Here is a 26,821-nt window from a genome sequence, read left to right on the forward strand (position 1 = left end):
CCCCAAAGCTTAGGAAATGAAGTGAAAAGGGGGGCTTCACTTCTAGGGAGAAACGTTAAGCTGTTGCTTTAATGTTTTGCTTGCTGCGCTCACGCAGACCTAAAATAACGGTCAAAGCAAAGGCAGTCACGAACGCGATAATCATACCTACCACGTAGTAGCCAATTTTTTCTGGTGATATTGAGATGATGCCAGGAATACCCGCCGCACCCAGTGCTTGTGCTTTCACATTGAACATAGTGATAAACGCGCTTGAAACCGCAGCGGCACAAACCGCAGCAATGAATGGGTAGCGAAGCTTCAAGTTCACGCCGAACATTGCAGGTTCAGTAATACCAAGCAAGCCAGTCACACCAGAAGGAATCGCGATACCTTTCATTTTCTTATCTTTACTCATGAAACCAACCGCCAGTGCCGCTGCACCTTGTGACACGTTAGACATCGCCGCGATAGGGAAGATGAACGTACCGCCAGTCGTTGCTATATCCGCAAGCAGCTGAGTTTCAATAGCAATAAAGCTATGGTGCATACCAGTAATAACGAACGGCGCATAAATCAAACCAAACACCGCACCACCAATAAAGCCAGCGCTGTTGTATAGCCAGTTAAGACCATCACCCAGTAGGAAACCGATATCACGTGTAAATGGACCTACAACCGTGAATGTCAGTAGGCCAGTCACGAAAATAGCCAGTAGCGGCGTTAGCAAGTTATCCAGAACCGAAGGAATAACTTTACGTAGGCCAAGCTCAACTTTCGCTAGAATAAACGCAGAAACAAGAACGGGCAGTACTGAACCTTGATAGCCCACTTTCTCGATTTCGAAACCTAGAATGTTCCAAACTGGAATGCTGCCCGACACCGATGCGCCACCGAAACCCCAGCCGTTAAGCAAGTCTGGGTGAACCATCAACATACCTAAAGCCGCGCCAAGGTATGGGTTACCACCAAACTTCTTACTCGCTGAAAATGCTAATAAAATAGGTAAGTACACAAAAGGAGCATTAGCAAATGTATTGATCATGTTTGCTAAGTCGGTCAAACCCGGATTAGCGTCGATTAAAGATTTGCCATCAATGAACAAGCCTTGAGCCGTCAATAGGTTGTAGATACCCATCAAAAGACCACCAGCAACAATCGCCGGAATGATTGGTACAAAAATATCAGACAGGCCTTTCACTGCGCGCTGCAGGATATTTTGGTTGTCAGCACCTGCAGACGCCACATCGTTGGTCGACATTTCCGTCATTTCAGTCAGCTTAGCCAGCTCAGCATAAACTTGGTTAACGATGCCTGAACCAAAGATGATCTGATATTGACCTGCCACTTTAAACTGGCCCTTAACCCCTTCTAGGTTATCAATCGCCTGTTCATCAATTTTATCTTGGTCTGCAACCGCAAGACGCAGACGAGTCGCACAGTGTGCAAGTGCGGTGATATTACTTTTACCACCTAATAGAGAAAGCAGCTCTTTTGCTATTTTTGGATAATTCATTACATACCCCATTGGATTATCATTTGAGCTTTTGAGTTTTCGGGAACGTTTGCAAAACAAATTTTTGCCTATAATTAACAAATGATCAAAGATAATGGCTCGATAATGTGAGAATGATCTTTAAATTATCTCCCTAGGATGAAGTGACAAGGTTAAAATCGCCTTGCAAACAGGAAATGTTATTCCAGGTTTGCAAACAATCCCAAAACTAAAATTACAAATGGATAATGAATAATGGCTAGTCTTCATGATGTCGCTCGTCTCGCTGGAGTTTCCAAGTCGACGGTTTCTAGAGTAATCAACGATGAGTATGGCGTAAAAGACGCGACCAAGGTGAAGGTGCGTAAAGCGGTCGAAGAGTGTGGCTATCTCCCAAACCAAGTCGCTAAAGACTTAAAGTCTCAAAAAACCAATCTCGTTGGTGTGATTGTCCCTAGGGTTTCTTCCCACGCCACCTCTCAGGGTGTCGATGGTTTAACCGCCGTCTTAGAGCAAGCGGGCAAGCATGTTTTATTAGCGAGCACACACCAAACACACCATAAAGAACTTGAATATATTCAGATATTTAACCAAAAACGCGTTGAAGGTATCATCCTGTACGCGACCCACCTCGACAACAAATTAGTCAAAGCGATTCAAAGCTCTGCTGTGCCGGTGGTATTGGTTGGTCAAGACGGGGCAATGTTTAACATCCCAAGCATTGTGCACGACGACACTCGCGTAGGGTTTGAAGCGGGTAATCGCCTCATAGCGAAAGGTTGTAAGCATATGGGATTCATCGGCGTGCAAGGCGATGATATTGCGGTTGATAAGATGAGATCGGAAGGCTTCGCTCAATCACTTCAATTTAACGGCCTCACACTGCAATTTCACGCTCGTGGCGACTTCACCATAGAGTCAGGTTACCAACTGGCTAAACAGTCTCTAAAAGAGCACACCAAGCTCGATGGCCTGTTCTGCGCAACTGACCGTATCGCAATCGGTGCGATCAGAGCAATTCAGGAAGGTGGACTCATTCCAGGAAAGGATGTCTTGGTACTCGGCGTGGGTGACGATGAACTTGCTTCAGTATGCACACCAACGCTGTCTACGTTTAACTATGCGTTTGATAAAGCGGGAGAAAATGGAGCTAAGCTGCTGCTCGACCGTATTGAGAAAAAAGGCTTGGAAATGAGTAAGATGGTGTTGACCTTCACCACAATTGACCGAGAATCTTGCTAGCAATTTATTTCAGAGATCAGGTTATCCCAAGATAAAAAAATGCCAACCTTCGAGTTGAAACGATAAGGTTGGCATTTGATGATGCGACTATCACATCATGATTAACACTCTCTATCTAAACGATATATCAGGTAATTAGAACCAAGTTTCCATCTGCAGTGCAAACAGAACCTCGCCGCCCTCTCCCATCGTTGCAGCATCTGCTTCAGTGCTGATCGAGTAACCATTCAGGTCTTCACTCCAATCCACATAGCTCACAGCGAAACGCAGTTCTGGTCGGTCAAAGAAACCAGTGCTGGTTGAAAGCTTCAGTGTTGGTGCCACTGTCGCTTTGTAGAAACCGCCGCTCGCTTGCTCTGTCGAGTTGTCTAAATCCATGTATTGCAATGAACCTTCGTAAACCATCTCAAAGTTCTCTGTGAACTCTTGAGCTAATCGAACGTTTAAAGAAGCCCATGTGAACTCGTCATTCTTCTTCAAACGGTCTTGGCTATGCTCTGCCATTAATGCAGGTGCTAAGCGCCAGTTGTCACCAATGCGAGTAACACCGTAGCTAAACAGGCGAACGGCTTTTGCGTCATCCAGCAGGTCACCATTGGAACCGATGCCTTTTAGCTCTGCACCTAGGCCGCTACCCACTAACATGCCCGTTTTAGAGAAGCCTTCGCTCAGACCAAAGAAGTTGTCTCCATGGTACGCAAACATTGCGTGTACACCGCTTTCAGCAGCACCATTTAGGCGGCTATCGTTGTCTGCTGAAGTCATGCCACTCAACATAACTTGCCATTGGCCAATACGGTTATTCATCGTTGCAATGTAGTTTTCTACATCTGTTGATGAGCTATCAATCTCACCAAAATCTCGGCCATAAATAGAGAAATTCGCCTTCCAGTTGTCGCTCATCTGAACATCGTAAACGCCCGCACCAGTACCTGATAAGAAGACAATATCCGAATCGAAAAAGTGAATATCAAAGTTGTCGCGATCGAACCGTTTACCCGCCCAAAACGTTGCTTCAGAAAACGCTTCGGATTCAGAGAACATGCTCAGGCGGTTCAGTTCCGAATACACTTGTCGTACATTCAACTGGCTTTCACTGGCTGTCCATTCGTTATTTGTTTCAGTACTGTCGGCTAACATGATACGAAACAAGGCACTAGAACCATCATCCGCAAAACGCTTATGAATCAAGTTCGCTTCAACGTAATGATCATCTTCCACACCAAGTCGTCCAACTGGTGCACCAATCGCACCCGCCGCTGTCATGTAAGGACCAGTACCTGTAGCGCCGTTTAGGTCGTCGTTGATCAATAACCCAGAGCGTGCATAGCCGTGAAACTCAAACGAAGAAGCCTTTTCATTGGCTTCGGTAGAAACCTGCTCCGTTTGTGCAACTCTTTGTTCTAATTCATTAATACGTAGCTCTAATGCTGCAACGTCTTCACTTGCTAATACCGATGTAGTCATTAGCCCCATTGTTACAGCAACCGCTAAAGTGTGTAGTTTCATTCTTATGTTCTCACGTTAATTGTTTTGGATTGTTTGCAAACGTTCCCAATATAATTCGTAAGCGCATTTCGGCTTATACTTTTGATGTACAAGCTCTATATCGAAGAAGAAATCGAAATCAGTCGTGTTGATTACTTCACTTTTGTATCTGGGTGGATGATAGATCGATAATTTCGGGAACGTTACCTAAAATACATAATTCTGATAACTTTGTCACAAGTGAAATTGATTAATGGGCGAAAAATAGTGTATCGCGCACATTGAAAGCTTTTCGAAGGTTTGAGGAGGGAGGTGCGCTCGACAAAATAAAAAACTTCTGACTCATACTTTTCAGTCTCAAAGACCGGTGCACTGTGACTAACACCTTGTTCAACAAAAAGTTGATTTTCTACACCGTACTTGTCTAATAATTGTTTGAGTAACTCGCTTTGCTCTAGTGATACTGGTTTATCTAAATTGCCATGAAGCATGATAAACAGTAGCGAATTTTTGGTGATGTAATATAGGCTTCAAGTTCGCGAACAGACTAACCTCTTAAGTTACATTTGCTTACTGCATTTGTATATCACTAATTAGACGCCCAACAGCCGGTTTTACCCTAGCATGACTCTGCCTCTATAAGTGCGTTATTCAAGGGGGAATTCGGATAACTTTTAGTCGGGTAAGTTCATATTAACAAGGTATAAATGAGGATTTACTCTGAATGACTTTGGGGCATTTTCGAGGTAGAAAATGCCACGCATTAGAATTCAGATTGTGACGTTTTTGGACAATTCTGAGTTACGAACCATCAGACACGCTGAACTTTCACATAACTTCTAGTATCGTAACTCTACGGGCAGAAATTATGCAGAAGTCCAAAAAGTGTCGAGGTAGTTTGGGTCGATATTGCCTTGAGGGGTACAGAGCCCATATGCCAATTGTTTGATTTTAAAGTCTTCCAATAAGACAGTCAAAGTCCCAGTTTGTATTTCGTTGACAATAAAGGGCAATGTTAAACATGATATACTTTTGCCATTAATCACGGCATTGAGAAGTATGGAACTATCATTTACAGAGTAGTTACTTGTGACCGTCATACATTAACGGGCTGAGCGTATTTAGAGCCGACCTTAGGAACAAGCAGCCAATCATTGCCTATTCATTTGTGGATTAAGCAATTGTGATCGAGTAAGTCTGCGGGGATAAAGGAGCGACATGTTCTGCTAGGATATTAAGGGGGGGGCGCAAACCACCTATAGCCTATTGTAAGTTTCGAATGCGGACAGAAATCTCTTGTTCCACCACTCTCTAACCCCCAAGTTCTACCAAGGATTGTCTTTGAAATACTCATGTAAATAATCAATTAATGCTCTTACGGTTGGAGATTGATGTTTTCTTGAAGAATAGAGCGCATATATTGTCAGATCGGCGGGTTTCCACTCTGATAGGACTGGCTGTAATGTGCCGCTCTCGATGTATTGATTAGCTAAGTAGGTTGGTTGAATGGCAACACCTCCACCAATAAGTGCTGCATGGAGTAATGTTGTAGCCTCGTTAGCGGTTAGTTTACATTCAACACCTATTGATTTTTGTTGAGTACCATTCGTGAGGTGCCATACGTGTCGCTGAAAGTTTTTATACCCCAGACAGTTATGCATACTCAGTTCCTCTGGCTCCGAGAGGTCCTTCCTGCTTGCTAAATATGCAGGTGAAGCAACTAGTACCGATTCGCAAATGGCTATCGGTTTACCAATCAAAGATGGTTCCGGATTAGAAGCGATTCTAATCGCAAGATCAATTTGTTTTTCTGTCAGGTCAGCGACTGAATCCTGTAGATCGATATCGACATGGACTTTGGGATGCATAGCCATGAAATTCAAAAGCGCAGGGACAAGTTTCGAAAACCCGAATGACATACTTGTCGCAACTCGTACTATCCCGGTTAGCTCTTCACTATTATCACTTAAAGCGACTAACCCGTTTGCTTGCTCAAGCCAAACCTCAACTTCTTTTAAACACCGCTCTCCGGTCGTTGTGAGCGTTACCTTTCGGGTTGTTCGGTGTAGTAAACGGGCGTTTAACCACTTCTCCATAGCTTCAACATAACGTGTCACCATGGGGCGAGACATCTCAAGTCTGTCAGCCGTAGCGGTAAAACTGCCTGATTGAGCAATATCAACAAATACTTTTGCAGCGGTTAATTTATCCATTTATTTGCTCGAATTAAGAAATAATGATGTTTGATTTTGTATGTTTTTCAGATCATGTCAATCATTTATGATTTATCACATCAAAACAAGCCATATAATTTACGGAGCAAGTCATGAAAAGAATCAGCCTATTAGCCGCATCCATCTTAGTCGCAGGTAGCGCCTTTGCCACAGAGCAAACGACACTGACTTTTGATATTTATAACGCAGACGAAAACAGCTTCCACGCAAACTCAACATTGATTGTTGGAGAAAGTGAGGTAATGCTGATAGATACTGGCTTTACTAAAGCAGATGCTCTGCGGATTGCAGCAAAAATACAGGATACGGGTAAAGAATTAAAAACTATTTTCATTAGTCAGGCCGACCCTGACTTCTATTTTGGCGCTGAAGTATTACACGTCTTGTTTCCCAATGCAGATATTGTGACAACGCCTGCGGTAAAAGAAGTCATAGAAAAGAAACTGCCTTCCAAACTCAAGGTGTGGAGTCCTAGAATGGGCAGTAATGCACCTGTTACGCCTTATATTCCTAAAGTAATAGAGGCGACAAGTCTTATTTTGGAAGGACACAAGATTGAGATAAAAGGTACGGATGGCGTTGTACCGCACCGCCCATACTTATGGATTCCTTCAAGTAAAACAATATTAGGTAACATAGCAATATTTGGAAATTTGCATCTTTGGACTGCAGATACGCAAACCGAGCAGAGTCAAAATGCATGGAGTGAGCAACTTAAGGAGATGCAAGCTTTACAACCGGAAACGGTTATTCCGGGACATATGAAATCGGGAACTGCGTTAAACGTTGAATCCATTAACTACTCTTTGCAGTATCTTGAAGATTTCAGTGAGTCAAAAAAGAACAGTAAAAATAGCGAACAACTCATTGAAAAAATGTCTGAGAAGTACAAAGGTTCGAAGTTACCTATTGCTTTAAGCATTGGTGCGAAAGTTCATATGGGAGAGATGACATGGTAACTATTCACTACTTCTATGATCCTATGTGTGGGTGGTGCTATGGCGCGACTCCATTGGTAGAATCAATTGCAAGCAGCAGTAAGTATCAGCTAGTAATGCACCCCGGAGGGATGCTTCCAGCAAAATTGATAGCACCATCGTTTCGTCAGCATATTTTAAATAGTGACCGACGAATTAGTGAACAGACCAATGCTCAGTTCGGACAGGATTATATAGAACGTGTAGCAGGTAATGAGCAACTTGTTCTGGACTCTTATCTTCCTACTCGGGCAATTCTTGTTGGAGAATCTTTAGGGCTTGATCCATTTGACATGTTAAAAGCAATACAAAAAGCACATTACATTGAAGGCAAAGCCGTCAATACTCTTAGCAGTTTGGAAGAGTTGGTTGTTCAACTAGGGCTCGACCAACAGTTATGGCGAGAGAAAATGCAAACAAGGGAACCCTTAGAAGACGCCGTAATCGATATTAGCCATCAAATGATGACCCGATTGGGCGTTCAGGGTTACCCAACACTTATTATTGAAGACAATGGGGAATTTAAGAGGTTGCTTCATACCGAGTTTTATGGTCGAACAGAGCAATGGAAGACATTATTAGAAATTTAACTAAACGCGACCTTGCGGTAACAGATAGTGTATAAAGCCCCACTCATAATGTTCGTGACGCAAATGAAATTGCGGCGCGAACTTCTTTCAACCAAATGATTATGCACCATAAGTATTTTTTGTAAATGCCACATATGATAGCTTCTGGGAGTTTCCGTTCACCACCAGGGTAGCCTGAAATAATAAACTTGAAACAAAACTAGTGATGAAGTCTATCGGTGGTGTATTGCTGTCATTACTGAGGGATCTTGACGGGATAAGTACCAATCGATTCTGTCATGCTCTTACATTCTAGTCAGGATTGATACTTTTCGCCTTACACGTCGATATTCAGTGATTGTGATTTTTTAATCCTAAGTTCTCTAGTGCTGAGGTTTTCTTCCTTCCAGATGTTTTTAATCGTACCAATACTCACATTGATATCGTGTTGTTTTAGCTCCATCGTGAGTTGCATCAAAGTCAGGTGTGGGTTCTGCAACGTCAGCTCAATAATCTTGTCTTCTGCATACTCTGGTATGCGATTCTTACTGCGGTTCAGGGGCTTATTGATCCGCTTCAGCCCCATAGGCCCTTCCTCTGCCATTATTTTCTGATAGGTGTAAAGGGATTGGCGAGAACAACCAAGGATACGGGCTGCTTTAGATATACTACCCAACTGTTCTACTAGCTCTAAGGCTTCTATTTTCCGCTGAACCTCTTTACCGTATTCACTGCATTTACGAGGCTCAACCAGCTCGGTAATATCTAGCCTACGGTGCCCAAAATAGGCGGAGAATGTGCCATCGAACTGGCATCTAATCTCTACTTTTTGGTTTTCAATGGAATAGCGGATAGGCGAGTCGATAATATACCTTTTGTTACCAAAGCCAAACGTATGATCACGTCGTATGGTTCGATACTCTTTCTGTACGCAGATGCTGTTGAGGTCTAAATCGGGCGGTAAGCGCTTAAAGGCAGACCGTGAACTTTTGGGCTGAACACGAACATTTTCATCCCAATAATTAGGTATGAACTCTTCTTGTAAATAACGATTCGCGCCGTCCATATCGGTAATGTTGTGCAGTCGTAGTTCTGGTACAAGCCTATCTTGGAAGGTATCGAATGAGCGCTCAATGCGTCCCTTTCCTTGTGGTGAGTTAGCAAAGATAATTTCAATTCCAAGCTCCTCACAAGCTCGTTGCATCTGGGAGAAGTTGCTTCGCTTGGGACCACCGAAGATACCTGCTCTATCGACGTAGAGCGTCTTAAATATCCCTCGTTTCTCAATATAGGCTCTCATCACCCTCATACAACCTTCGGTGGTCTCAGAGGGGAAAAACTGAGCGTGAATATCACTGGTAGCGTCATCAATCATAGCAATCAAACAAGATTTCTCATCACCAAACCAGCGATGAGGGCTCCCATCCATTTGAAGCATTAATCCAGGTAATTCCATACGCTCCCGATACTTCCTGACGCGAGTTCTGCGTCGCTTAGCACGTTTAACATGATGGATATCGTGTGCCCAAGAGCGTAATGTTTCACGCTTAATAGCGATCCCTTCGTTCTTTTTGAGGACTTCAGAGAGATGCTGCAAATTGAAATCGAAGTACTTAGTTTGTATGAGGCTTTGGACTTCTTTCTTGAGCGAATCAGGGATTTTATTGACTGGAGAACGCCCCTGATTACCATGAATGATGAAGCGAATACCTTCTTTCCGATATCGGCTTAGATAACGTTTAACAGTTCGCCGAGACTTGTTGAGCAAGGTAGTGGCACTATTGATACTGATTTTACCCTCGATAATTTTGCAAATGATATCGACAGTAAACTGGGATTTAGAATCCATATAGAACATCCTTAGCCCCTTCCAAAGTTTAATTAATTACTTTAAAAGGTAAGCCAATTTAGTCCCGTCAAAATCCCTCGGTAGTTATTGCAATGACAAAGTCGTTTGGTAATTAAGGTACGACAGAATCGCTTGGTGATCACAATCGGTGGTGTATTGCTCAAACACTTAAATGGACAGATGTGAGTCAGCGGCTTGGCTAAAGTAATAGAATGCGGATTAGATATAGTATCGAAAACACAGCTTTACTGAAATTGGCTCACCTCAAATAGAGATGCCTCTGGCTCTTTATCGTTACCCATGTCAAAACGCATGACAACAATTCTTATCAGGAGGCTAAACATAACAAACTGCCATCAATCGAGCGGGTAAAGCGATGTATCATTCACAAGCTCAGAACTAGACCATATTCTATGGTGTCACATATTTTATATGTATTCAGGCAAACTCCCTTTCTTCCATGCTGCGATAAAATCATCTTCTTTTAAGGGTCTAGATAGCAAGAATCCTTGTACTTCCTGACACCCTTTACTTCGAACGTAATTTAACTGACTCACTGTTTCTACGCCCTCTGCTATGATATTGAGATCATAAATTTTGGCCATTTCTATGATAACTTCAATAAGCTGTTTGTCTGTAGATTCAGAATCAATAGCGTTGACAAATATACGGTCGATCTTCAACGTATCGATAGGGTAATTTATCAGTTGGCTGAAGGACGTGTAGCCAGTACCAAAATCGTCGAGAGAAACCTTCACTCCAAGTGCTTTCAAGGCCTTAAGCCTCTCAATGTTCTGTTTATCTCCAGGTATAAAGCAGGTTTCGGTTATTTCCATTTCAACCATGTGGGCTGGAATCTGATAATGCGTCAACAACTCAGAAAGTATATTGACAAAGTCGGAATTAGAGAGCTGCCAGGATGAGAAGTTAATCGCTAATGTACCATCAAACCCCAGCTCTTCTATCCAGACAGATAGCCTCTGCAAGGCATTTTCTAAAACCCAATAATCAATATGTTTAATTAAGCCTGACGATTCCGCTACTGGTATAAAATCCGCTGGTCCATAGGAAAGTAGAGCCTCATGGCTCGTTCGTATTAGAACTTCTGCACCTTTTATTTTGCCTTTTTCAATATCATAAAGAGGCATATAGGTTAGATAGAACTCGTTAGATTTAATAGCCTTTTTCAAGTCTTCATTAATTTGAGCATGACGCTTTATCTCTTTATCCATCTCTTTTGAGTAGAATTGACAATGATTTCTTCCCATGAATTTTTTGCAGGTATACATCGCTGAATCAGCATTATTGACTAATTCCGTTACAGATTTAGCATCATCAGGGTAAACAGAAATACCCACACTAACCCCAATATCAAATTGAGTACCATCCATCTCGAAACCGTCCTCGAAGAGAGAGAGAATTCGATGGGAGAATTCGGTAAGGATATCTAAATCGTCCAATCCACCAACTATGATGGCAAACTCATCACCAGATAGCCTGGCGAACTCAAACTCAGAGATAGTTAGATTTCCCCACTCAAAATCAACAAAGCTCTCGACGAGGCGCTCTGCAAACACTACGAACAATTGGTCTCCTACATGATGTCCGTACTTGTCATTCACGAGTTTAAAGTTATCAATATCGAAGTAGATAACGGCGCACTTTTTATCTGTTTTAGTGCAGTTACTCATTATACGCGTGATATCTAGATTGAATTTTTTCCTATTTGGTAAGCCCGTTAGAGAGTCTCTTTTTGCCAAATTATCGAGCTCAGTAATCAAGTTAATGTACTTATTGGTAAGGATGGAAACTTCGTCGTTACTTTTGGAACGTTCTATGTAGACTAAGCCATCATGATTTACAGACTCTACTTGCTTAGTAAGTCTCTCTACAGGCTTAATAATCTGTTTTACGATAAGCCATTTTAGTAGTAAGAAAGTGACTGCAGTTACTAACAAAACAATAACAGCGTAAAGAAGTTGAAAGGGTTTGTACAACTCAAGGAGCTGCATTTGAGAGAGACAAATCTTGATAGACCATAAGTCATGTATCAACTGAAAGCCCAAATCATAGGCTGGTAGAGTAATATCTTCAATCTGCTCTTCGCTCGCAAGCGAATGCGAGGTCATATTAGGCCTAAGCATCAGTTGAGCATCAGGACCAAGCTTACTTTTCACCGACTCTTGAAATTCATCGTAATGCCTAACTTTAGAGCGAACTACTGCAGTAAGTAACGTCTGCCCTTGAGAAAAGGTTGGGACAGTAAAACTCTGCTCAGGTGTAAATGTTTTTACGACTAAAAATTCAGGACCTTCAATGCCACCCTCTAGTTTATAGGTAGAGGCGTTAACGCGAACCACACCTTTCAAATCTAATGCTTGTTTAATCGCAGCAAGGTGCTCTGTTACAACCGTATTAGCAACATATTTTGCAAATGGATCCGAAGTATTAAAGTAGATAAGCTCTTCGCCATTAATATCCACCAGAGCAAAGCTCACGATTGTGCCGTGATTGAGCTTTAATTGATTAATATACCCCGCTAGCTCTTTCTCCGTGTAATATTGAGCGGTGTCATCATCTATTTCAATAAGATACTTTTGAATATAGTAGTTCTCTAGACTCATTCTAATCGCAGAATCTAGCTCTCTAAGCGCTTCATTAAGGTCATGAGAGATATGAGTAAGTTCACTATGTAATTGTGCCGATAGCGACAAGTTCAGTTGCATTTTTTGACTGGTATACGAAAACACTCCGGCAATGGAGAAAATCACCACCATAACAGGAAGCAAAATATAATTGATCTTTAGCGACAGCTTCATTTTTCTGTCTCATTTCTTTGATTCTTAATAACAAAGAGTATTTGGCTTCTTAGGTCGGAAGCTTCTTTGCTAAGTGTCTTATAGGGAAACGATGAAGAGCTGTCTAATCCCGTAGGGAACAGCTCTTCATCTAGCCGATAATCATCTGTTGCGAAGTCTAATACGTGTTTATTCGAACTTGCGAACCACACATCTTCAGCATTCAATGCTGATCTCTCCGGTGTGTTAATAAAGTTAAGGAACTCTATTGACGCCTTACTAATAGGCCTGTCTATACGAGCACTAAAGCATTCATGCCACATCAAGGTGCCTTCTTGAGGAATGGTATAGATCCAATCATCTTGCTCTGTATACGACGCTATTTGTTCTTTTTCTCCTGAGTAGATAACGGCAACTTCCATTTTAGACCCAGATTTTTTATCTAGGGCATAGCCAACAGCCGCTCTTATTGCTAATAGCCGTTCACGAACCTTCATCAATAGTTTGTACGCTTGTGCCAATTCGACTTCATTTTCGGTCATAGGATCGAACCCTAACGCCAATAATGCGATTGCGATGGTATCCACATCATCATCAGGAATCACAACAGTTTGAGGGTATTTCAATGCGTAGTCGAAAACGTCCATCCAGGAGGTTATACCTTCGGTGACCTTTGAAGACCGAAATGTAACCCCCATAGTACCATTAGAGTACGGAACTCCATACACCCCACAAGTTCTTCGAGAAACATCAGTAAAGTTTGAATTACCTTCCTTCAAAGTATTAGACAAATCCCCTAAAACACCGGCTCTGCCCAGTTCACCAATGGTAAGTCCATCAATGATAAACAAGTCATAGGCTAGGGCTTTACCAGAGTACACCACAGCATCACGCAACATTTCGTTTTCAAAATATACCTGAGATACAGTATGACCGTACTGTTCTTCAAATTCTTCTATCAGGGCATCAGAGATATAGTCTTCCCAAGTGAAAATTTTTAGCTCTTCAGCAAAGCTCAGTGCTGACAAAAAAATAGAACCAATTAATGCAAAACAAGTTAAAAAACGCATCAGATACCTATTACTAACTATTTTGGGAGTAGTTTTATTTTGGTCTTATTTATCAAATATAGGCGTTATTGTGCCTCATCATTCAATATATTAGTGAGGTGTATATTAGATTTCGTGCAAATAGTTGTTTTGTTGGACTCGAATCGACTTAGGGAATTGAAAGTGTAAAACATCGTTAAACGTTATTTTTCATATTGGAGCATATTCTCTACTACAACATCACCAATTTGTGATGCCACGGGGACAGTTTACCATGAGAAATAGTACTGAAATTCCAGTAGCTCAATCTTACACGGAGCAATTATGTTAACGCGGAATGGTGTCCTTTTGAGTTGGAAAGTGCTACGGGTAAAAATTCAGACCGTGAGATTGCTGGACAATTCCGAGTTACTGATTGTGCTGAATTAGCAGGAGTATGGCAAAACTGGCTCAGATGAGTACCCAGCACCCTGTAATGCAGAAAAATGGGGGGCATCTTAGACGTATCACCTCCAGAGAGAAGCTGATACGCTTCGATATGAGTTAGAACTCTCTATTCATTTTAGATAACGTTGCAATTAGTTTCTCTTCCTCTTCTGACTCAACATTTATAGTTAAGTCCTTGACTAAACCTAAGTGGAGTTGATTATGTCTCAGGTGTATCTGTTGACCTTTGTCAGTTAGTGCCACAACAATAGCTCTACGATCTACAACGTGAGGAAGACGTTCAATTAAGCCTGCGATTACCAACTTATCAACCTGAACAGTAAGTGTACCTGTAGTAATACCTAGTTTACCTGCCAACTCTTTCATTCTCATCTGTCCATGGACACCTAGGACTTCTATGGTATGCACTTGCGCCAGAGTATAACCCGTTTCCTTTACAACTGATTGTTCCCAAGAAGACATCTTGTCGTAGAATTCAGTAAGTAGCTGATTTAAGGTTTCTAGGTTTTTCTTCATTTTAATGCGCTTCTAAAGTGAGGTGATTAATCCTATCAAATCGAGATAGTTTTTGCTTAATTTCATCTACTGAGGAAGTATTATTTAAAGTTATAGTTAAGGCTGCACTGTAATGGTGACCACTTATCTTCCATATATGTAAATCACTGACCTCTCCATAGCGCGATAACTCAATTAAAACCTGCTCACGGTATTCTTTTTCAATACTTTCATCTAATAAGATAGGACTTGTCTGACGAAGAAGATTATACGTCCACTTAGAAATAACCAGAGCACCGACCATACCCATAATTGCATCTAACCAATTCCAACCATAAAACTTACCTAATAATAGAGCTACAACGGCTAACACAGAAGTTAGTGTATCGGCTAATACATGCAGATATGCTGCACGAAGGTTGTGGTCATGATGGTGGTTATGGTCATGAGAATGTTCAGAGTGATGGTCACCAAGAAGAAATATGCTGGCTAAGTTAACAACTAAGCCAATAAAGGCGACTAAGATAGCTTCGTTAAACTGAATGTCATGTGGGTTGAATAAACGATTTGCAGATTCTACAAACATCAATAGAGCAACAATTCCAAGCGCAATAGCACTTGTATATCCACCGAGTACGCTTACTTTTCCAGTACCAAAAGAAAATCGGCTACTGTTTTCATATTTTTTGGCATAACGGTAAGCAAACAAGGTAATACCAAACGCTGCGGCATGTGTTCCCATATGCCAACCATCAGCCAGTAACGCCATAGAACCGTAAACACTACCAGCAGTGATCTCAATGATCATGGTTATGAGTGTAAGCCATAACACATAAAAAGTACGCTTTTCGCCATGATGGTTGTGCGCAGAAAATTGATGGTGATGTTTTAGTGAAGTATCCACAGTATTTCCAAATAGTTTGATAGTCAAACTATTTGTACCTCAATGTAATTTGAATATCAAACAATATTAATACTCTTAATTACTTAATCTCTACCTAACATGCGAAATAACCTTTTCGAATCGAAGCTAGAGGGGGGGGATGAAAAAGCTATTTTTCTATTAACAATTAATGGGTGAGTGTTGAGCTATAAGGTGCCACGGATAAAAATTCAATGAAACGGTCGTTTAAAGTGGACAATTCGTTGTTCAAGGGTCATTTCTAGCAGTATTGACAGTACTCTGACCAATCACTCAAGCTTATTGATAGTTTACACACTAATATTAAGTAATCTATGTGTGATTTGCTATGTGCACCTTGGTAAACCGTGTTTTGGATGACGGAAGCCTTGGGGAAATAGGGATAAATTCGTTAGACCATGGGTATTGTTTATCTACGAATCACAGCAAGACTATGAATAAAAGGCTACTCAGATAAGCCCTTTATTTCACAGTGATCTTATAGGGCATGAATTATGAAGTATTTAAAACAAACAGCTTTAGCGAGCCTTGTGCTTGTTGGGCTTGTCGGGTGTGGTGGAGATTCAGGAACGTCAAACAATACGGCTCCTTTTACTCTGAGTGTGAGCGATGCTCCCATTGATGATGTTAAAGATGTCACAGTGACATTCAGTAAGGTGGCTTTACTTCCGGATCTGGAAGGTACACCACTAATTTATGACGTATTTAAAACGGACGAAAACGGCGATTACGTTGATGAAAATGGTGATCCACTGCCCGACGGTGAGGATCCTATTCCGCTAAGTGTTAATTTATTGGATTATCAAGGTAGCAATACGCTTCCTTTGATTGAAAACGAGGTAATTCCGGTTGGCAGTTATAAGTTGTGTGTGTTTGCACATGATGGCGATCACCCAACAACCCCTTCTTACGTTGTAGAAAACGATGATATGACTCGCGAATTAACGGTCAAAGGTGAAGGTGCGTGCCCGCAAGGTGTAGGTAAAGAAGATAACGCTGGCGTACTTTACTTCAATAACTCATTTAACGTGAATCAACAGAGTAACGACTTTGTGGTCGAATTCGATCTTCGAAGAGGCTTAAAGAACAGTTCGACCTTCCCTGACTACACTATTCAAAGAACTTCTGTAAGTCTTATCAATACAGTTGAGACAGGGAACATTGAAGGTTCTGTTGCTCTTTCTACTTATGATAACTGTAGCAATGGGGATAATACATTTGTTCAGTCGGTTTACTTGTATGAAGGTAATATTGATAAAGCTGATATGGCACCTATCGGGGGTATTGAAGAGGTTAAACCTATTACTTCAGCGTTAGTCATGATGAACTCAGCACAGACTAACTATGAGTTTTCTCTAGGCTTTATTGACCCGGGCATTTACTCAATAGGATATACCTGTACTGCGCAGCATGACAGTGATGAAGACAATGTAGATCCGGTTGCCGATGGTTTTGAAATATACGAAGTTCAAAATGATGTGCAGGTGATAATTAACCAGGATACCCAAGTGTCATTTTAACTTATGACATAATGTATATATTTGAATAAGTACAGCCTCTAAATGGAGGTTGTGCTTGGTGTCATAGCGTGTTTTATATGAATATCATTACCTTTTATTCTCGTAGGCTGTGACTCTGGATTGATTATAACCTAACCTAATACCTCTATTTTATTTGGCAAACTTTATTCCAGCGTAACTCGTGAATTTCATCTTGAGTTACGTCACTCGCTGAAAATCCTTTGGAGCGATGTAGGGTACGCCGCGTTTTACAAGTGATAAATCAAATTTAACGGAGCGGGTTTACGCTAATGTATTCAGGGTCTTTTAGAGACTTGCATTAGTCTCGCTCTACGATGAGATCCGCGGCAGATTGTCCTCAAAATCGTGGAAGTATTCTGTGTCGCTGTTCTGTCCATCAGGTCTTCGATCTGGTGGTCTAACCGTTTTTTCATCTTTATATGTCATCTGCAAATCTGATTTAAACTCTTAATTCAAAGCAAACTGAGAATTGCGAATCTGTCTTAAACGTTTGTTAGTTTCACATTCCTTACTACTAACCACTAAATTTCCTCTTGATACCATCTATTGTAATATATATGTTAAAGATATGATTTAAAGGAGTATTATCATGAAAAAAACTAAAGTTATTGCTTTAACGAGTATTCTTGTCTTTATGTCACCAGCAGCCTTAGCAGAGAAACCTGAATGGGCGGGGAAAGGAAAGCCTAACCTAGAAGAGCTAAAATTAACCTCCGATTTGAAGAAAGCCGAAGCTCAAATTGAAGAGCGAGAAGAAGAACTTGAGGACGAACAAGAAGAAGTCAAAGACCTTAAAGATAAAATAAAAGACAAACAGTCTGGACTTGAAAAGCAAAAAGAAAAGAAAGCTGACCAAGATAGAAATGAAACAGATAAAGGGTCTGAAAAAGGTCAAGAAAAACGAGAAGAGAATAGCAAAAAATGGTGGAAGTTCTGGGAATAAAACCCGCTCGCAAGTATCACTCCGGATATTCTTTCAGGGTAATAGTTTCGTTACTCTGAAAGCCGCCTTCACTTCAACACAACATATTTCTATAGAGTTTCAAGTAAGAACTAACAGCGATTACATAGAAAATCCCTTTATGTAAATATAGAATTATTCTATTTAGCTCAAAGTAAAGAACTGGCGTGCAATCTTGCAACTAGAGCTTGGCAAGGTGAGTGTAGTAGCTAGGTCGAATTTACGCCGTGATACCATACGGGGGTTCACAACGAATAGAATAAGAAAAATAGAGAACTCTGGTAGGGAAAAAGCTCATGAATAGAATATGAATGAGTAAAAGGTCTAACGCATAAAGGGGCAAAAGCGTGACAGGGAACCGCCTCTACCCCTTGTGATCACCAAGCGATTCTGTCGTACCTTAACTACCAAGCGACTTTGTCGTTAGCCTAATTACCGAGGGAAATTGACGGTCCTACTTTTTACGTAATCCTTTGACTATCACTGTGAATTAATCAAAGGGTGTATAGGATGATCGTTATGGATGCTAAATCCCAGCTTACCGTGGATGTCATTGCTAAAGTGGCACTTAACAAAATCTCTATTCTCAATGCCTCGAAACTGCTCAATAAATCCCACCGAACCATTGAACGTTACCTCAGGCGATACCGTACCGATGGTATTCTTTTCGTTGTTCATGGCAACACAGGAAGAGCACCCGCTAATAAAATTCCCGTGACCTTAAAGAAGCAAGTTCAAGCTCTGATAAAAGCCAAGTATTACGACTTTAACATGCTTCATTTGGCAGACATGCTGGAAGTGTTTGAAGGCATCAAAGTAAAGCGAGAGACACTTCGTACCTGGGCGCACGAAATCCATCATGTAAAACGAGCTAAACATCGCCGCTCCAAAGTAAGAAGACGACGAGAGCGCATGGAGGCAGAAGGCTTAATGCTGCAAATGGACGGCAGCCCTCACCTTTGGTTCGGGGACAAAAAGTCCTGCCTTATCGCTATGATTGATGACGCAACCAGTGACGTTCATGCGTAGTTCTTTCCTTCAGAAACTACGGAAGGGTGCCTCAAAGTAATGAAGGCTTATATCGAAAAAAAGGGGCTTTTTAAGACGCTTTATGTTGATAGAGCGGGTATCTTTGGTGGACCAAAACGCTGCCACTTCTCTCAGATGCAACGAGCCTGCGAAGAGCTTGGTATAGAAATTATTTTTGCCAACTCCCCCCAAGGAAAAGGTCGTATCGAACGCGCCTTCGATACGTTCCAAGATCGTCTCGTCCCTGAGTTAAGACTGGCGGGGGTCACCGATATGAATAGCGCAAATGATTACCTGCAAAACACTTTCATCCCTGACTATTGGGCGACAACCCTCACCGTCAACGCTAAGCAGGTGCGCTCGGAACATAGGCCCGTTCCGAAACACCTAAACCTCGATGCGATATGTATCCAAAAAGAATATCGAAAAATCCGTCGGGACCATACCTTCAGTTATGGTAACGCAATGTACCAAATTACCTCTCCGTTAAGGCACTCTATCGTGAGTCAACAAGTTGAGCTACGTAAGCAACTTGATGGTAACTTCATCGCTTACTTTGCTGACCGAGAGCTGTCCATTAAAGAGCTTGTTGAGCCTAGCTCTAGGAAAGAATACGGGGAAGAAGTTCAGAAAAAGCTCGATGCTATTGAACTTGCCAAGGAGTTAGGCAATGTGAGAGAAGCTGCTCGGCAGAGCGGTTGCTCTGTCAAAAGCATTCACAACAACCGTCAACTTCTCGAAGCACACGGTCCATTAGCTTTGAAACGTATGTATGGCCAACCAAGGCACAGTAACCGCATCGATGAGAAGACTCGAAATGTCGTCATCTCATTAACGCTCAAATTACCTCATCTAACATCGATCAGGATCAGTGGTGAGATGAGAAAGCGATTTAACATCTCGATTAGTCACTCAACAGTAAGGAACATCTGGTTTGAAGAAAAGCTAAATACAAGAGAGTTACGGGAAGCTCGTGCCGAGGCATCAATTATCGAATAAGAGCAGAACTGTCATAGTTGACTACTATTAATAAGACTATGACAGAGTCCTTCGGTAATTAGACCGTCAACCTCCCTCGGTAATCACAGAACCGCCTCTACCCCATATACAATCTAACTTGTCGTAAATCTAGTTGGCCAAAAATGCAGAGATTATTCGCTCTCTGAACCCCTTTATTTGCAGACAGTCTACAGGCTCTAAAACGCCGTATTTCTTGGTGTCCGCGCTCTGTGATGGCATGCCGTTCAACCTCATTCTCAAAGTGGTGTGAGGCGGCGTCACAGCTGTAGATTTTACGCTGTAATTTCTCATAGGCTTTGTGTCAGGCTGACTATGTTGGAGCTCCAAGTTCAATCTCGCAAACATACATGACTCCGGAATATCCTGTTCAATACGCTCTGCAAACTCAACAAGGTTCTGCTCTGCAAACGTAAACAACCATGCTTGTTGGTTTCTAGCCTCATTCACCCTCAGGATACGTCCTAGAACCTGCCTAAAGTACAGCTCGGTCTTCACAGAGCTCATATGGCAACATACTTGTAAGCGAGGTATATCCGTCCCTTCACTGATCATCCCTACACTAACGATCCACTGAGTATCGCCTTGTCTAAAACGTTTAATCTCACTCAAGGGATCTTCATGGCGATATGTCACAATCGAGACTGTCTGAGAGTACTTTTGAGACAATATGTTTTTTATAACTTGGGCATGTTGCACAGATGCAGCAACAACTAAACCACCTGCAAATGGCGATGACTTCCGTACTTCGAATAGTTTTTTGCAACCTAAGCCGAGTAAGTGCTCCATTGCATCTTGGTTGTGTATAACACTTTGATATGACGTCTTAGTTTCTTTCATCATCTCTAGTATTGAAGAGAATGACTCGATCTTGTCATTGTTTCTTACTGAAAGGTTATCACTGTCAACAAGGACCAATTTGGGCACCCTACAGACCTTATCAACAACGGCTTGTTTCAGTGTGTATTGATAGTCAACCAGAAGACAACCATCAGGGTCAGTGTATTCGGCCATGACTATCGGCAAGGAATCTGAACGCCATGGAGTGCCAGACATCGCCAATGTATACGTTGCAAGCCCTTGGATTTTCTTCAGTATTTGTTGCCCCCAAACGTTCGCATTTTCCACATCAGAACCAGAGCAATGATGAATCTCATCAAAAACGACAAAGACGCGATGCTTCTTTAATGTTTGCCAAAAATCTTCATCGAGGAACTGAATTGATTGATAGGTTAATGACTTACCAATTGAGCCAAGACCACCGCTGAAGCTGCGCTCTAAGATCTTTGAGAACGTATTCTTTATACCCTCTGCAACTGTCACAGACGGTGAGAAACACAACACTAAATCAATCATTTCATGATTCAACAACTTCAATGCTACTGTTGCTGCTAGAACTGTCTTTCCGGCCCCTGGGGTGGCTTGGCAAAAAAAGTGGCTATTGCCTTTTTGATACTTCTCAAACGCACGAGCTGAACATTCGATTTGCCACTTTCTTAACATCTTGAATCGCTCTCGCGTAACGTCTGAAGAACATGCGTTAGAACATTTACCTTACCTAACAAATTAGCAGAGCGTTCTTTTGCTGAATTTAATAGTGGCGTAATTTGTTGCACCAACTCAGGAAAGCGACGGTTTAATGATTGGTACTCTTCTATCTCCCCTAACGTTATTTCTAACTCGCCTTTGTAGTGGTTACGTTCATCTTCTAACACTGAGTAATTTAACACTTCTGATTTCGCATGAATTATCGCTTTCGGTGCCATTGAGATTGATTTGAACGATTCTGTTTTAAAGTACCGTTTTCCTCTACCTTTTCCTGTGCAAGTGAGCCATTCGTTTTTTAAAAATCGCAATATTTGACGATAAACCACTTTTCTAGACTCTTCTAAATCCAAACTTCCTCCCTCAATAGAAAGAGATGCATCCCTCAATTCAATAACTGAAAAACCATCCATATCCCTCTCAATCAGAAGTTCATACATCACTGAGTTAATTTTCCGAGAACGTTTCATCGTATATTTACCGTTACAAAAACTAAGGATTGCTTAGTATACAGGAATCGATAAAACTAAGAAAATCTTAGTTAGTGTAGGTTTTCACATATGAACCGAAAATGTCATTTACTAGCCCAACCCCAGCGCGGCTTAAAGAAGCGCGTAAAAAAGCTAAACTCTCCCAGAAAGCCTTGGGAGCGAGAATAGGTATGGATGAAGGGGTGGCAAGCGCTAGGATGAATCAGTATGAAAAGGCGAAGCACGCCCCAGATATACAGACTCTAAAGCTCATTGCTGATGAGCTAGGCCTTCCTTTGAATTATTTCTTTTGTGAGGAAGAAAGCTCTGCCAAGTTAGCTTGCTTGATTGCAAAATTAAGCGAAGATGAGAAGCAAGAGCTTATCAATAAGCTGAGTAGCTCCAGAGGTAGTTAGGGTTTGTTGTAGCTAATCGAGTTAACAAACCATGCTTTATCACCTTCAGGCGTGCGAACGGTTACCTCGTCATCCACTTCTTTTGCGCTTCGCTCAAGCTTAGTGAGCTTAATAGACGGGATAGAGAGAAACGAGCGATCGCAATCTGTGGGGGATCTTACTGGATTAATACGTCTCAGAGTGGCCGCCTACTCAAATGATGTATAACTTTTCATTATCATTTACAATCAAGCACACTTGCTGCTTGTAACCATTGAACTCGCGGATAAGCCAGTTCAAGAAAAGCTGTCATACAATGCTCTGAAAGTTTAGAAATATCGAATAAAAAACAGACTCAAAAATCACATTTTTTTTGGGATTTCATCAAATCTTTAGAAATCTAAATGAACAATGTAAACAGATACTTAATAAATTTCTAAATTTAAAAAACAAGGGTATTGGACTTGCTGTATCGCGCCAAGTATCAGTAGTAGCTTCCCTTTGCATCCTAATGGAAAACAAGCCGGAGAACGCTGCAAACAACTTAATACCGATAATCTTTGCAAATTATTTGGCAAACCCGAGCGCCCTCCTGTGTGCCATGACTTTAAAGCAGCTGAATGGGTATGCGGTACTAGCTCACTCGAAGCTATCACTATCATCACTGACTTAGAAACCTGCACTCAGTAGTCATGAAACATAGCTAAACTTTAATAACAGAGTCGTATTCCACTCTACGGCTCTAGTTTTATCTAAAACATAATGATTTTATAAATCTCGTTACATCTTCGCCTTCACGTCACAAATGGTCACACTGCACATCATTTAATTAAGTTATAGTTCATGTACTATTCATTAGATCCTCTAACACATGAACTCATCAAATCCATTCAATATCATTCTTGTAGAAGATGACTTAGAACTCGCAGAGTTAATTCAAGATTTTCTACAAAACTATGAATTTACCATCGAGATTGTCAGTGATGGCATTACCGCTGTGAACGAGATTCTGTCAAAACAACCGGACTTAGTCATTCTCGACATCATGCTACCAGGGCAAAGTGGAATGGATGTGTGTCGCTCTATTCGTTCGAATTATCACGGTATGATCTTAATGCAAACAGCACTCGATGATGACATAGACCAAGTCATGGGGCTGGAACTTGGTGCCGATGACTATATTGTGAAAAAGATAAAACCCCGTCTTTTGCTATCAAGAATTAGAGCCCTCCTTCGTCGCCATGATAGGAACACACTCGATAACGACAAAGACCAATTACAGTTTGGACCTCTTGCTATCAACTTACAGCACCGTGCTGTCACTCTAAACCAGCAACCTGTAAAACTCACCACATCAGAGTTTGAACTTCTTTACTTACTGGCTCAGAACGTAGGGCAAGTTGTCTCTCGTGATGATATTGCTCAGCATATTCGGGGGTTTGAATACGACGGGCTCGATCGTTCTATCGACAGGCGAATTTCACGTTTACGCCGCACGCTCAATGATGACCCGAATGAACCAGACCTTATTAAAACCATTCGAGGAGTTGGATACCAGTTATGTGCCACCACATTTGAGGCATCGGTATGATTAGAGCATTTTCAATTCTTTGGCTTGCCGTCTTTATCCCTATAGCATTACTACTATTTCCTACGGCAATTAATCCAGTACAGCACGTAACTGAATATTTCTCTGAAGGTTTTTACAAGAAAGTCTACACCGTTAACTTCGAGATGCTCACAGAAAAGCTCTCGAATCATCCGCAGGAAAAATGGCAACCTGTGATAAAAAAATATGAGACTCATTTTGGCTACCCTTTAAAACTGCAACCCATGAGTACATATCAATCGAATAGACAATCTTACGATGCTATTCAAGGTGGGGAAATTACCTTCTTATTCGGCGACCCAATGGCATTGGTCCAAAGAGTAGGCAAAAGTGATCAAGTCATTTATTTCGCCCTCAACGAATCAACAGAGCTGGCAGTGCTAAACCAAGCTAAAGGAACGCTATTTCTCGCAGCTGAAGATTTACGCAACCACCCACAAAGCCAATGGGTGCAGATTATTGAAAACACGAACACTCAGATTCCATTCCGAATAAGCTTAAAAAAAGACGATAAACTCCCACCAGAAGCGAAAGAAGCTCTCACGAATAAACCTAGGAAAATCATCAGCTATACCAGTACTAATGGGCAGATTGAATTGCTTGCCCCTGTTATAGACAATGTTTGGCTTCATATAGAAGATGATCTCTCTCACCTTACGCAGATAAAACTTATTGCAACGGTCTGTGCCTTCTTTGTGTTCTTCATTTCGATTGCGATGGTGATGTGGGTATACCCATTATGGCGTGATTTAAAACGGCTAGTGAAGACAGCAAACGACTTCGGTCAAGGTTTACTGTCTAAACGAGCAAGCACCACCAAAATGTCTGTGATATCTCAACTTAGTGATTCATTTAATAAGATGGCTGACAACATTGAAAGGCTGATCGCTAGCCAACGTGAACTCACAAATGCGGTTGCACATGACTTAAGAACACCACTTTATCGGCTTCGATTTGCGTTAGAAATGATAGAAGACGACCAAATAGCAGAGGAACAAAAAGAAAAATATCGAAAAACCGTTCATTCGAGCATTGAAGATCTAGATCATCTCATTAATCAAAACCTTCTCCTCTCTCGTTATACCCGAGTAGCCGATATTAGCCATTTTTCTGAATGTTGTTTTGCCGAGCAATTACTTGATGAGATCGAGCAATTTAAGCTGGAACACCCTGAACTAGAAACACGTTTTTATTGCTCTCCTGACCTTAAAGAACGATCTCTATTCATTGATAATAAAGGGCTAATGAGAGCCATTAAAAACCTGCTCACGAACGCGAGTCGTTTTGCTCAATCAGAGATAAACGTTTCTTTTAAGATCGAAGATCAACAATATAAAATTATTATCGAAGACGATGGTTGTGGTGTGCCCGTCGAACAATCAAAGTACATATTCGAACCTTTTTCTCAGCTTGATAACCAAGAACGAGGGAGTGATAAAGGGCATGGATTGGGGTTAGCTATCGTTAAACAAATAATGAATTGGCATAATGGGTCTGCAACAGTAGATACATCGGCTTCTCAAGGCGCGCGCTTTGTACTCTCTTGGCCAACGAGTTTAAATAGGCAACCCAAATGATCTTTCGAGTAATGTGACCAACTTGGACACAAACCGTCTATAAAATACCAACGACTTATAACTAGTGTGAATGTTAATTTTACGTGGCTTTAGATTAGTCACTTATAGGGAATTAACATGAAAATCTTCACTCGTCTCAACACTCTTCTACTCAGTTCAATGTGTACTTTCGTTACCCATAACTGTTTTGCTCAACCTGATAATTTCACTCCAGGCTTAAGCGGGAGCATTAGCCTAAATGTTGGCGTGAGCCAAAGCCAATCACAAAGTAGCACGCATGACGACAACGCGATTACGCCTAATCTAACCAACAATGGTAAACAAACAGAGCAAGTATTACCCTTCATTTTAGGGCGATTACAATACAGCTTTGGGGATACTTTACTCTTTCTAGGGAACAGTGAAGACCAAATTGCAGAAGCCCAGTTCCAAGCCGAATTAGGGCTTTCTCAAAAACTAAGCAAAAATACTATTCTCACAGCCGCACTATTTGGAAACGCACCCAGCATGGACGAGGTATGGCAAGATCCTTACCTTACTGGCCAAAAGCGAGTTTCAACAGAGCAAACCGTTAGAGGTGCACGTGTAGCCTTTGATTTAAATGTTCTGATACCTATAAAAATAAAATATTCTTTTGCACAAAGTAAAGTTGACCACGATTACATCGGAGTTTCTCAGGGGCTTTCGATTGCAGAAGCTAATTTATTAGGCAGAAAGAGTGATTACCACCGATTTGGAACAGAAGTAACCTTACCACTAGCTCGAAGTTTCGTCCTTTCCCCTGCTTTCTATTACACAATGAGAGACGCTCAAGGCGAGGCAAAAAGTTTTGATGAATTAAGCGCTCAACTTTCCATCTTATTTTCTAAATCAAGGCACAACCTCATTACCACAGTTAGAACCAGCCAAGCTGAATTCGACTCTCAGAACCCCGTATTCGATCTCAAACAAGATTACGACTCATTGGGTATCTTTTCTGTGTATAGCTACCACAGTCCTTTTAATTGGAAAAATACCCAGATACACGTCATGGCGGGCTACCAACAACGTGATTCCGACATCGAATTCTATGATACCGACTCCACCTTTCTCTCCTCCGGTATGAGCTACAACTTCTAATTTCAAGGATCAAA

At 41.5% G+C, this 26,821-nt stretch carries 20 protein-coding genes and 3 pseudogenes; 11 read left to right on the forward strand and 12 right to left on the reverse strand.

Translation table 11 applies throughout. The annotated features are described in order from the left end of the window. Positions 1 to 55: 55 nt before the first annotated feature. Complete coding sequence (locus F0226_RS13620) at positions 56 to 1,495, reverse strand: sucrose-specific PTS transporter subunit IIBC (protein WP_016786638.1); 1,440 nt, start codon at positions 1,493 to 1,495, stop codon at positions 56 to 58. Positions 1,496 to 1,729: 234 nt separating this feature from the next. Here F0226_RS13620 and F0226_RS13625 point away from each other — a divergent pair, with 234 nt between their 5' ends. Continuing rightward, the gene (locus tag F0226_RS13625; protein WP_171736153.1) at positions 1,730 to 2,716 is read left to right on the forward strand and encodes a LacI family DNA-binding transcriptional regulator; all 987 of its coding nucleotides are present in this window, start codon (positions 1,730 to 1,732) and stop codon (positions 2,714 to 2,716) included. 135 nt (positions 2,717 to 2,851) lie between these two features. Here the strand turns inward: F0226_RS13625 and F0226_RS13630 are convergent, their stop codons facing one another. The 3 genes and pseudogenes from F0226_RS13630 to F0226_RS13635 all read right to left on the reverse strand — a co-directional run bounded on the left by F0226_RS13630 (position 2,852) and on the right by F0226_RS13635 (position 6,417). Beyond that, complete coding sequence (locus F0226_RS13630; RefSeq protein WP_171736154.1) at positions 2,852 to 4,225, reverse strand: carbohydrate porin; 1,374 nt, start codon at positions 4,223 to 4,225, stop codon at positions 2,852 to 2,854. 807 nt (positions 4,226 to 5,032) lie between these two features. Beyond that, positions 5,033 to 5,434, reverse strand: a pseudogene (locus F0226_RS22755) (LysR substrate-binding domain-containing protein); the annotation flags it as partial. A gap of 95 nt (positions 5,435 to 5,529) precedes the next feature. Then, a complete protein-coding gene (locus tag F0226_RS13635) occupies positions 5,530 to 6,417 on the reverse strand; it encodes a LysR family transcriptional regulator (RefSeq protein ID WP_171736155.1) in 888 nt (295 codons plus the stop codon). A gap of 113 nt (positions 6,418 to 6,530) precedes the next feature. Here F0226_RS13635 and F0226_RS13640 point away from each other — a divergent pair, with 113 nt between their 5' ends. Then, a complete protein-coding gene (locus tag F0226_RS13640; RefSeq protein ID WP_171736156.1) occupies positions 6,531 to 7,397 on the forward strand; it encodes an MBL fold metallo-hydrolase in 867 nt (288 codons plus the stop codon). Beyond that, positions 7,391 to 8,005, forward strand: a complete 615-nt coding sequence (locus F0226_RS13645) for a DsbA family protein (protein ID WP_171736157.1) — start codon at positions 7,391 to 7,393, stop codon at positions 8,003 to 8,005. Before F0226_RS13640 ends, F0226_RS13645 begins: the two co-directional genes overlap by 7 nt. 316 nt (positions 8,006 to 8,321) lie before the next feature. Here the strand turns inward: F0226_RS13645 and F0226_RS13650 are convergent, their stop codons facing one another. The 5 genes from F0226_RS13650 to dmeF form a co-directional block, all read right to left on the reverse strand. Then, a complete protein-coding gene (locus F0226_RS13650; RefSeq protein WP_171736158.1) occupies positions 8,322 to 9,842 on the reverse strand; it encodes an ISNCY family transposase in 1,521 nt (506 codons plus the stop codon). Between the two features lie 419 nt (positions 9,843 to 10,261). Continuing rightward, positions 10,262 to 12,652 (reverse strand): GGDEF domain-containing phosphodiesterase, encoded by a 2,391-nt coding sequence (locus F0226_RS13655; RefSeq protein ID WP_171736159.1) that lies wholly within the window; start codon positions 12,650 to 12,652, stop codon positions 10,262 to 10,264. Next, the gene (locus tag F0226_RS13660) at positions 12,649 to 13,701 is read right to left on the reverse strand and encodes a spermidine/putrescine ABC transporter substrate-binding protein (protein ID WP_171736160.1); all 1,053 of its coding nucleotides are present in this window, start codon (positions 13,699 to 13,701) and stop codon (positions 12,649 to 12,651) included. Before F0226_RS13660 ends, F0226_RS13655 begins: the two co-directional genes overlap by 4 nt. Before the next feature lie 522 nt (positions 13,702 to 14,223). Further along, the gene (locus tag F0226_RS13665) at positions 14,224 to 14,643 is read right to left on the reverse strand and encodes a MarR family transcriptional regulator (RefSeq protein WP_171736161.1); all 420 of its coding nucleotides are present in this window, start codon (positions 14,641 to 14,643) and stop codon (positions 14,224 to 14,226) included. Between the two features lies 1 nt (position 14,644). Then, positions 14,645 to 15,526 carry a CDF family Co(II)/Ni(II) efflux transporter DmeF gene (dmeF, locus tag F0226_RS13670; protein ID WP_171736162.1) on the reverse strand — a complete coding sequence of 294 codons (882 nt, stop codon included), beginning with the start codon at positions 15,524 to 15,526 and terminating at the stop codon, positions 14,645 to 14,647. A gap of 512 nt (positions 15,527 to 16,038) precedes the next feature. Between dmeF and F0226_RS13675 the strand changes: the two genes are divergently transcribed. The 3 genes and pseudogenes from F0226_RS13675 (at position 16,039) to F0226_RS13685 (ending at position 20,074) form a co-directional block, all read left to right on the forward strand. Further along, a complete protein-coding gene (locus F0226_RS13675; RefSeq protein ID WP_171736163.1) occupies positions 16,039 to 17,064 on the forward strand; it encodes a DUF4382 domain-containing protein in 1,026 nt (341 codons plus the stop codon). A 610-nt stretch (positions 17,065 to 17,674) separates the two neighbouring features. Beyond that, entirely contained in the window at positions 17,675 to 18,028 is a 354-nt protein-coding gene (locus F0226_RS13680; protein WP_171736164.1) for a hypothetical protein, read from the forward strand. Positions 18,029 to 18,556: 528 nt separating this feature from the next. Continuing rightward, positions 18,557 to 20,074, forward strand: a pseudogene (locus F0226_RS13685) (ISNCY family transposase). A gap of 129 nt (positions 20,075 to 20,203) precedes the next feature. On the opposite strand, the gene F0226_RS13690 reads toward F0226_RS13685, so the two are convergent. Together F0226_RS13690 and F0226_RS13695 are read right to left on the reverse strand one after the other, a co-directional pair. Then, complete coding sequence (locus tag F0226_RS13690; protein WP_171736165.1) at positions 20,204 to 21,595, reverse strand: DEAD/DEAH box helicase family protein; 1,392 nt, start codon at positions 21,593 to 21,595, stop codon at positions 20,204 to 20,206. After that, a complete protein-coding gene (locus F0226_RS13695) occupies positions 21,589 to 22,107 on the reverse strand; it encodes a hypothetical protein (protein ID WP_171736166.1) in 519 nt (172 codons plus the stop codon). Before F0226_RS13695 ends, F0226_RS13690 begins: the two co-directional genes overlap by 7 nt. A 101-nt stretch (positions 22,108 to 22,208) precedes the next feature. On the opposite strand from F0226_RS13695, the gene F0226_RS13700 reads away from it, so the two are divergent. Further along, the gene (locus tag F0226_RS13700) at positions 22,209 to 22,523 is read left to right on the forward strand and encodes a helix-turn-helix transcriptional regulator (protein WP_171736167.1); all 315 of its coding nucleotides are present in this window, start codon (positions 22,209 to 22,211) and stop codon (positions 22,521 to 22,523) included. Here the strand turns inward: F0226_RS13700 and F0226_RS22560 are convergent. Beyond that, positions 22,520 to 22,606: pseudogene (locus F0226_RS22560) on the reverse strand (transcription elongation factor GreB); the annotation flags it as partial. The gene F0226_RS13700 and the pseudogene F0226_RS22560 overlap by 4 nt on opposite strands. Positions 22,607 to 22,934: 328 nt before the next feature. Here F0226_RS22560 and F0226_RS22565 point away from each other — a divergent pair. The 4 genes from F0226_RS22565 (at position 22,935) to F0226_RS13715 (ending at position 26,807) form a co-directional block, all read left to right on the forward strand. Next, positions 22,935 to 23,192, forward strand: coding sequence for a YkgJ family cysteine cluster protein (locus tag F0226_RS22565; RefSeq protein ID WP_345776522.1), 258 nt, complete (start codon positions 22,935 to 22,937; stop codon positions 23,190 to 23,192). A gap of 181 nt (positions 23,193 to 23,373) precedes the next feature. Further along, on the forward strand, positions 23,374 to 24,093 hold the full coding sequence (locus F0226_RS13705; protein WP_171736168.1) for a response regulator transcription factor: 720 nt from the start codon (positions 23,374 to 23,376) through the stop codon (positions 24,091 to 24,093). After that, positions 24,090 to 25,688: an ATP-binding protein gene (locus tag F0226_RS13710; protein WP_171736169.1), complete on the forward strand. Its 1,599-nt coding sequence runs from the start codon at positions 24,090 to 24,092 to the stop codon at positions 25,686 to 25,688. The genes F0226_RS13705 and F0226_RS13710 overlap by 4 nt, the downstream gene beginning before the upstream one ends. Before the next feature lie 117 nt (positions 25,689 to 25,805). Continuing rightward, entirely contained in the window at positions 25,806 to 26,807 is a 1,002-nt protein-coding gene (locus F0226_RS13715) for a DUF2860 family protein (protein ID WP_171736170.1), read from the forward strand. The last annotated feature ends 14 nt before the right edge of the window (positions 26,808 to 26,821 follow it).

It is taken from the genome of Vibrio sp. 99-70-13A1, assembly GCF_013114625.1.
GTDB lineage: Bacteria > Pseudomonadota > Gammaproteobacteria > Enterobacterales > Vibrionaceae > Vibrio.

What these genes read in the sequence shown, in the direction of transcription:
- F0226_RS13700 (WP_171736167.1), top strand. Translation starts at nt 22,209, where the DNA reads ATGTCATTTACTAGCCCAACCCCAGCGCGGCTTAAAGAAGCGCGTAAA.
- F0226_RS13660 (WP_171736160.1), bottom strand. Translation starts at nt 13,701, where the DNA reads ATGCGTTTTTTAACTTGTTTTGCATTAATTGGTTCTATTTTTTTGTCA.
- F0226_RS13675 (WP_171736163.1), top strand. Translation starts at nt 16,039, where the DNA reads ATGAAGTATTTAAAACAAACAGCTTTAGCGAGCCTTGTGCTTGTTGGG.
- F0226_RS13655 (WP_171736159.1), bottom strand. Translation starts at nt 12,652, where the DNA reads ATGAAGCTGTCGCTAAAGATCAATTATATTTTGCTTCCTGTTATGGTG.
- F0226_RS13645 (WP_171736157.1), top strand. Translation starts at nt 7,391, where the DNA reads ATGGTAACTATTCACTACTTCTATGATCCTATGTGTGGGTGGTGCTAT.
- F0226_RS13640 (WP_171736156.1), top strand. Translation starts at nt 6,531, where the DNA reads ATGAAAAGAATCAGCCTATTAGCCGCATCCATCTTAGTCGCAGGTAGC.
- F0226_RS13690 (WP_171736165.1), bottom strand. Translation starts at nt 21,595, where the DNA reads ATGTTAAGAAAGTGGCAAATCGAATGTTCAGCTCGTGCGTTTGAGAAG.
- F0226_RS13635 (WP_171736155.1), bottom strand. Translation starts at nt 6,417, where the DNA reads ATGGATAAATTAACCGCTGCAAAAGTATTTGTTGATATTGCTCAATCA.
- F0226_RS13695 (WP_171736166.1), bottom strand. Translation starts at nt 22,107, where the DNA reads ATGAAACGTTCTCGGAAAATTAACTCAGTGATGTATGAACTTCTGATT.
- F0226_RS13625 (WP_171736153.1), top strand. Translation starts at nt 1,730, where the DNA reads ATGGCTAGTCTTCATGATGTCGCTCGTCTCGCTGGAGTTTCCAAGTCG.
- F0226_RS13630 (WP_171736154.1), bottom strand. Translation starts at nt 4,225, where the DNA reads ATGAAACTACACACTTTAGCGGTTGCTGTAACAATGGGGCTAATGACT.
- F0226_RS13650 (WP_171736158.1), bottom strand. Translation starts at nt 9,842, where the DNA reads ATGTTCTATATGGATTCTAAATCCCAGTTTACTGTCGATATCATTTGC.
- F0226_RS13665 (WP_171736161.1), bottom strand. Translation starts at nt 14,643, where the DNA reads ATGAAGAAAAACCTAGAAACCTTAAATCAGCTACTTACTGAATTCTAC.
- F0226_RS13715 (WP_171736170.1), top strand. Translation starts at nt 25,806, where the DNA reads ATGAAAATCTTCACTCGTCTCAACACTCTTCTACTCAGTTCAATGTGT.
- F0226_RS13705 (WP_171736168.1), top strand. Translation starts at nt 23,374, where the DNA reads ATGAACTCATCAAATCCATTCAATATCATTCTTGTAGAAGATGACTTA.
- F0226_RS13680 (WP_171736164.1), top strand. Translation starts at nt 17,675, where the DNA reads ATGAAAAAAACTAAAGTTATTGCTTTAACGAGTATTCTTGTCTTTATG.
- F0226_RS13710 (WP_171736169.1), top strand. Translation starts at nt 24,090, where the DNA reads ATGATTAGAGCATTTTCAATTCTTTGGCTTGCCGTCTTTATCCCTATA.
- F0226_RS13620 (WP_016786638.1), bottom strand. Translation starts at nt 1,495, where the DNA reads ATGAATTATCCAAAAATAGCAAAAGAGCTGCTTTCTCTATTAGGTGGT.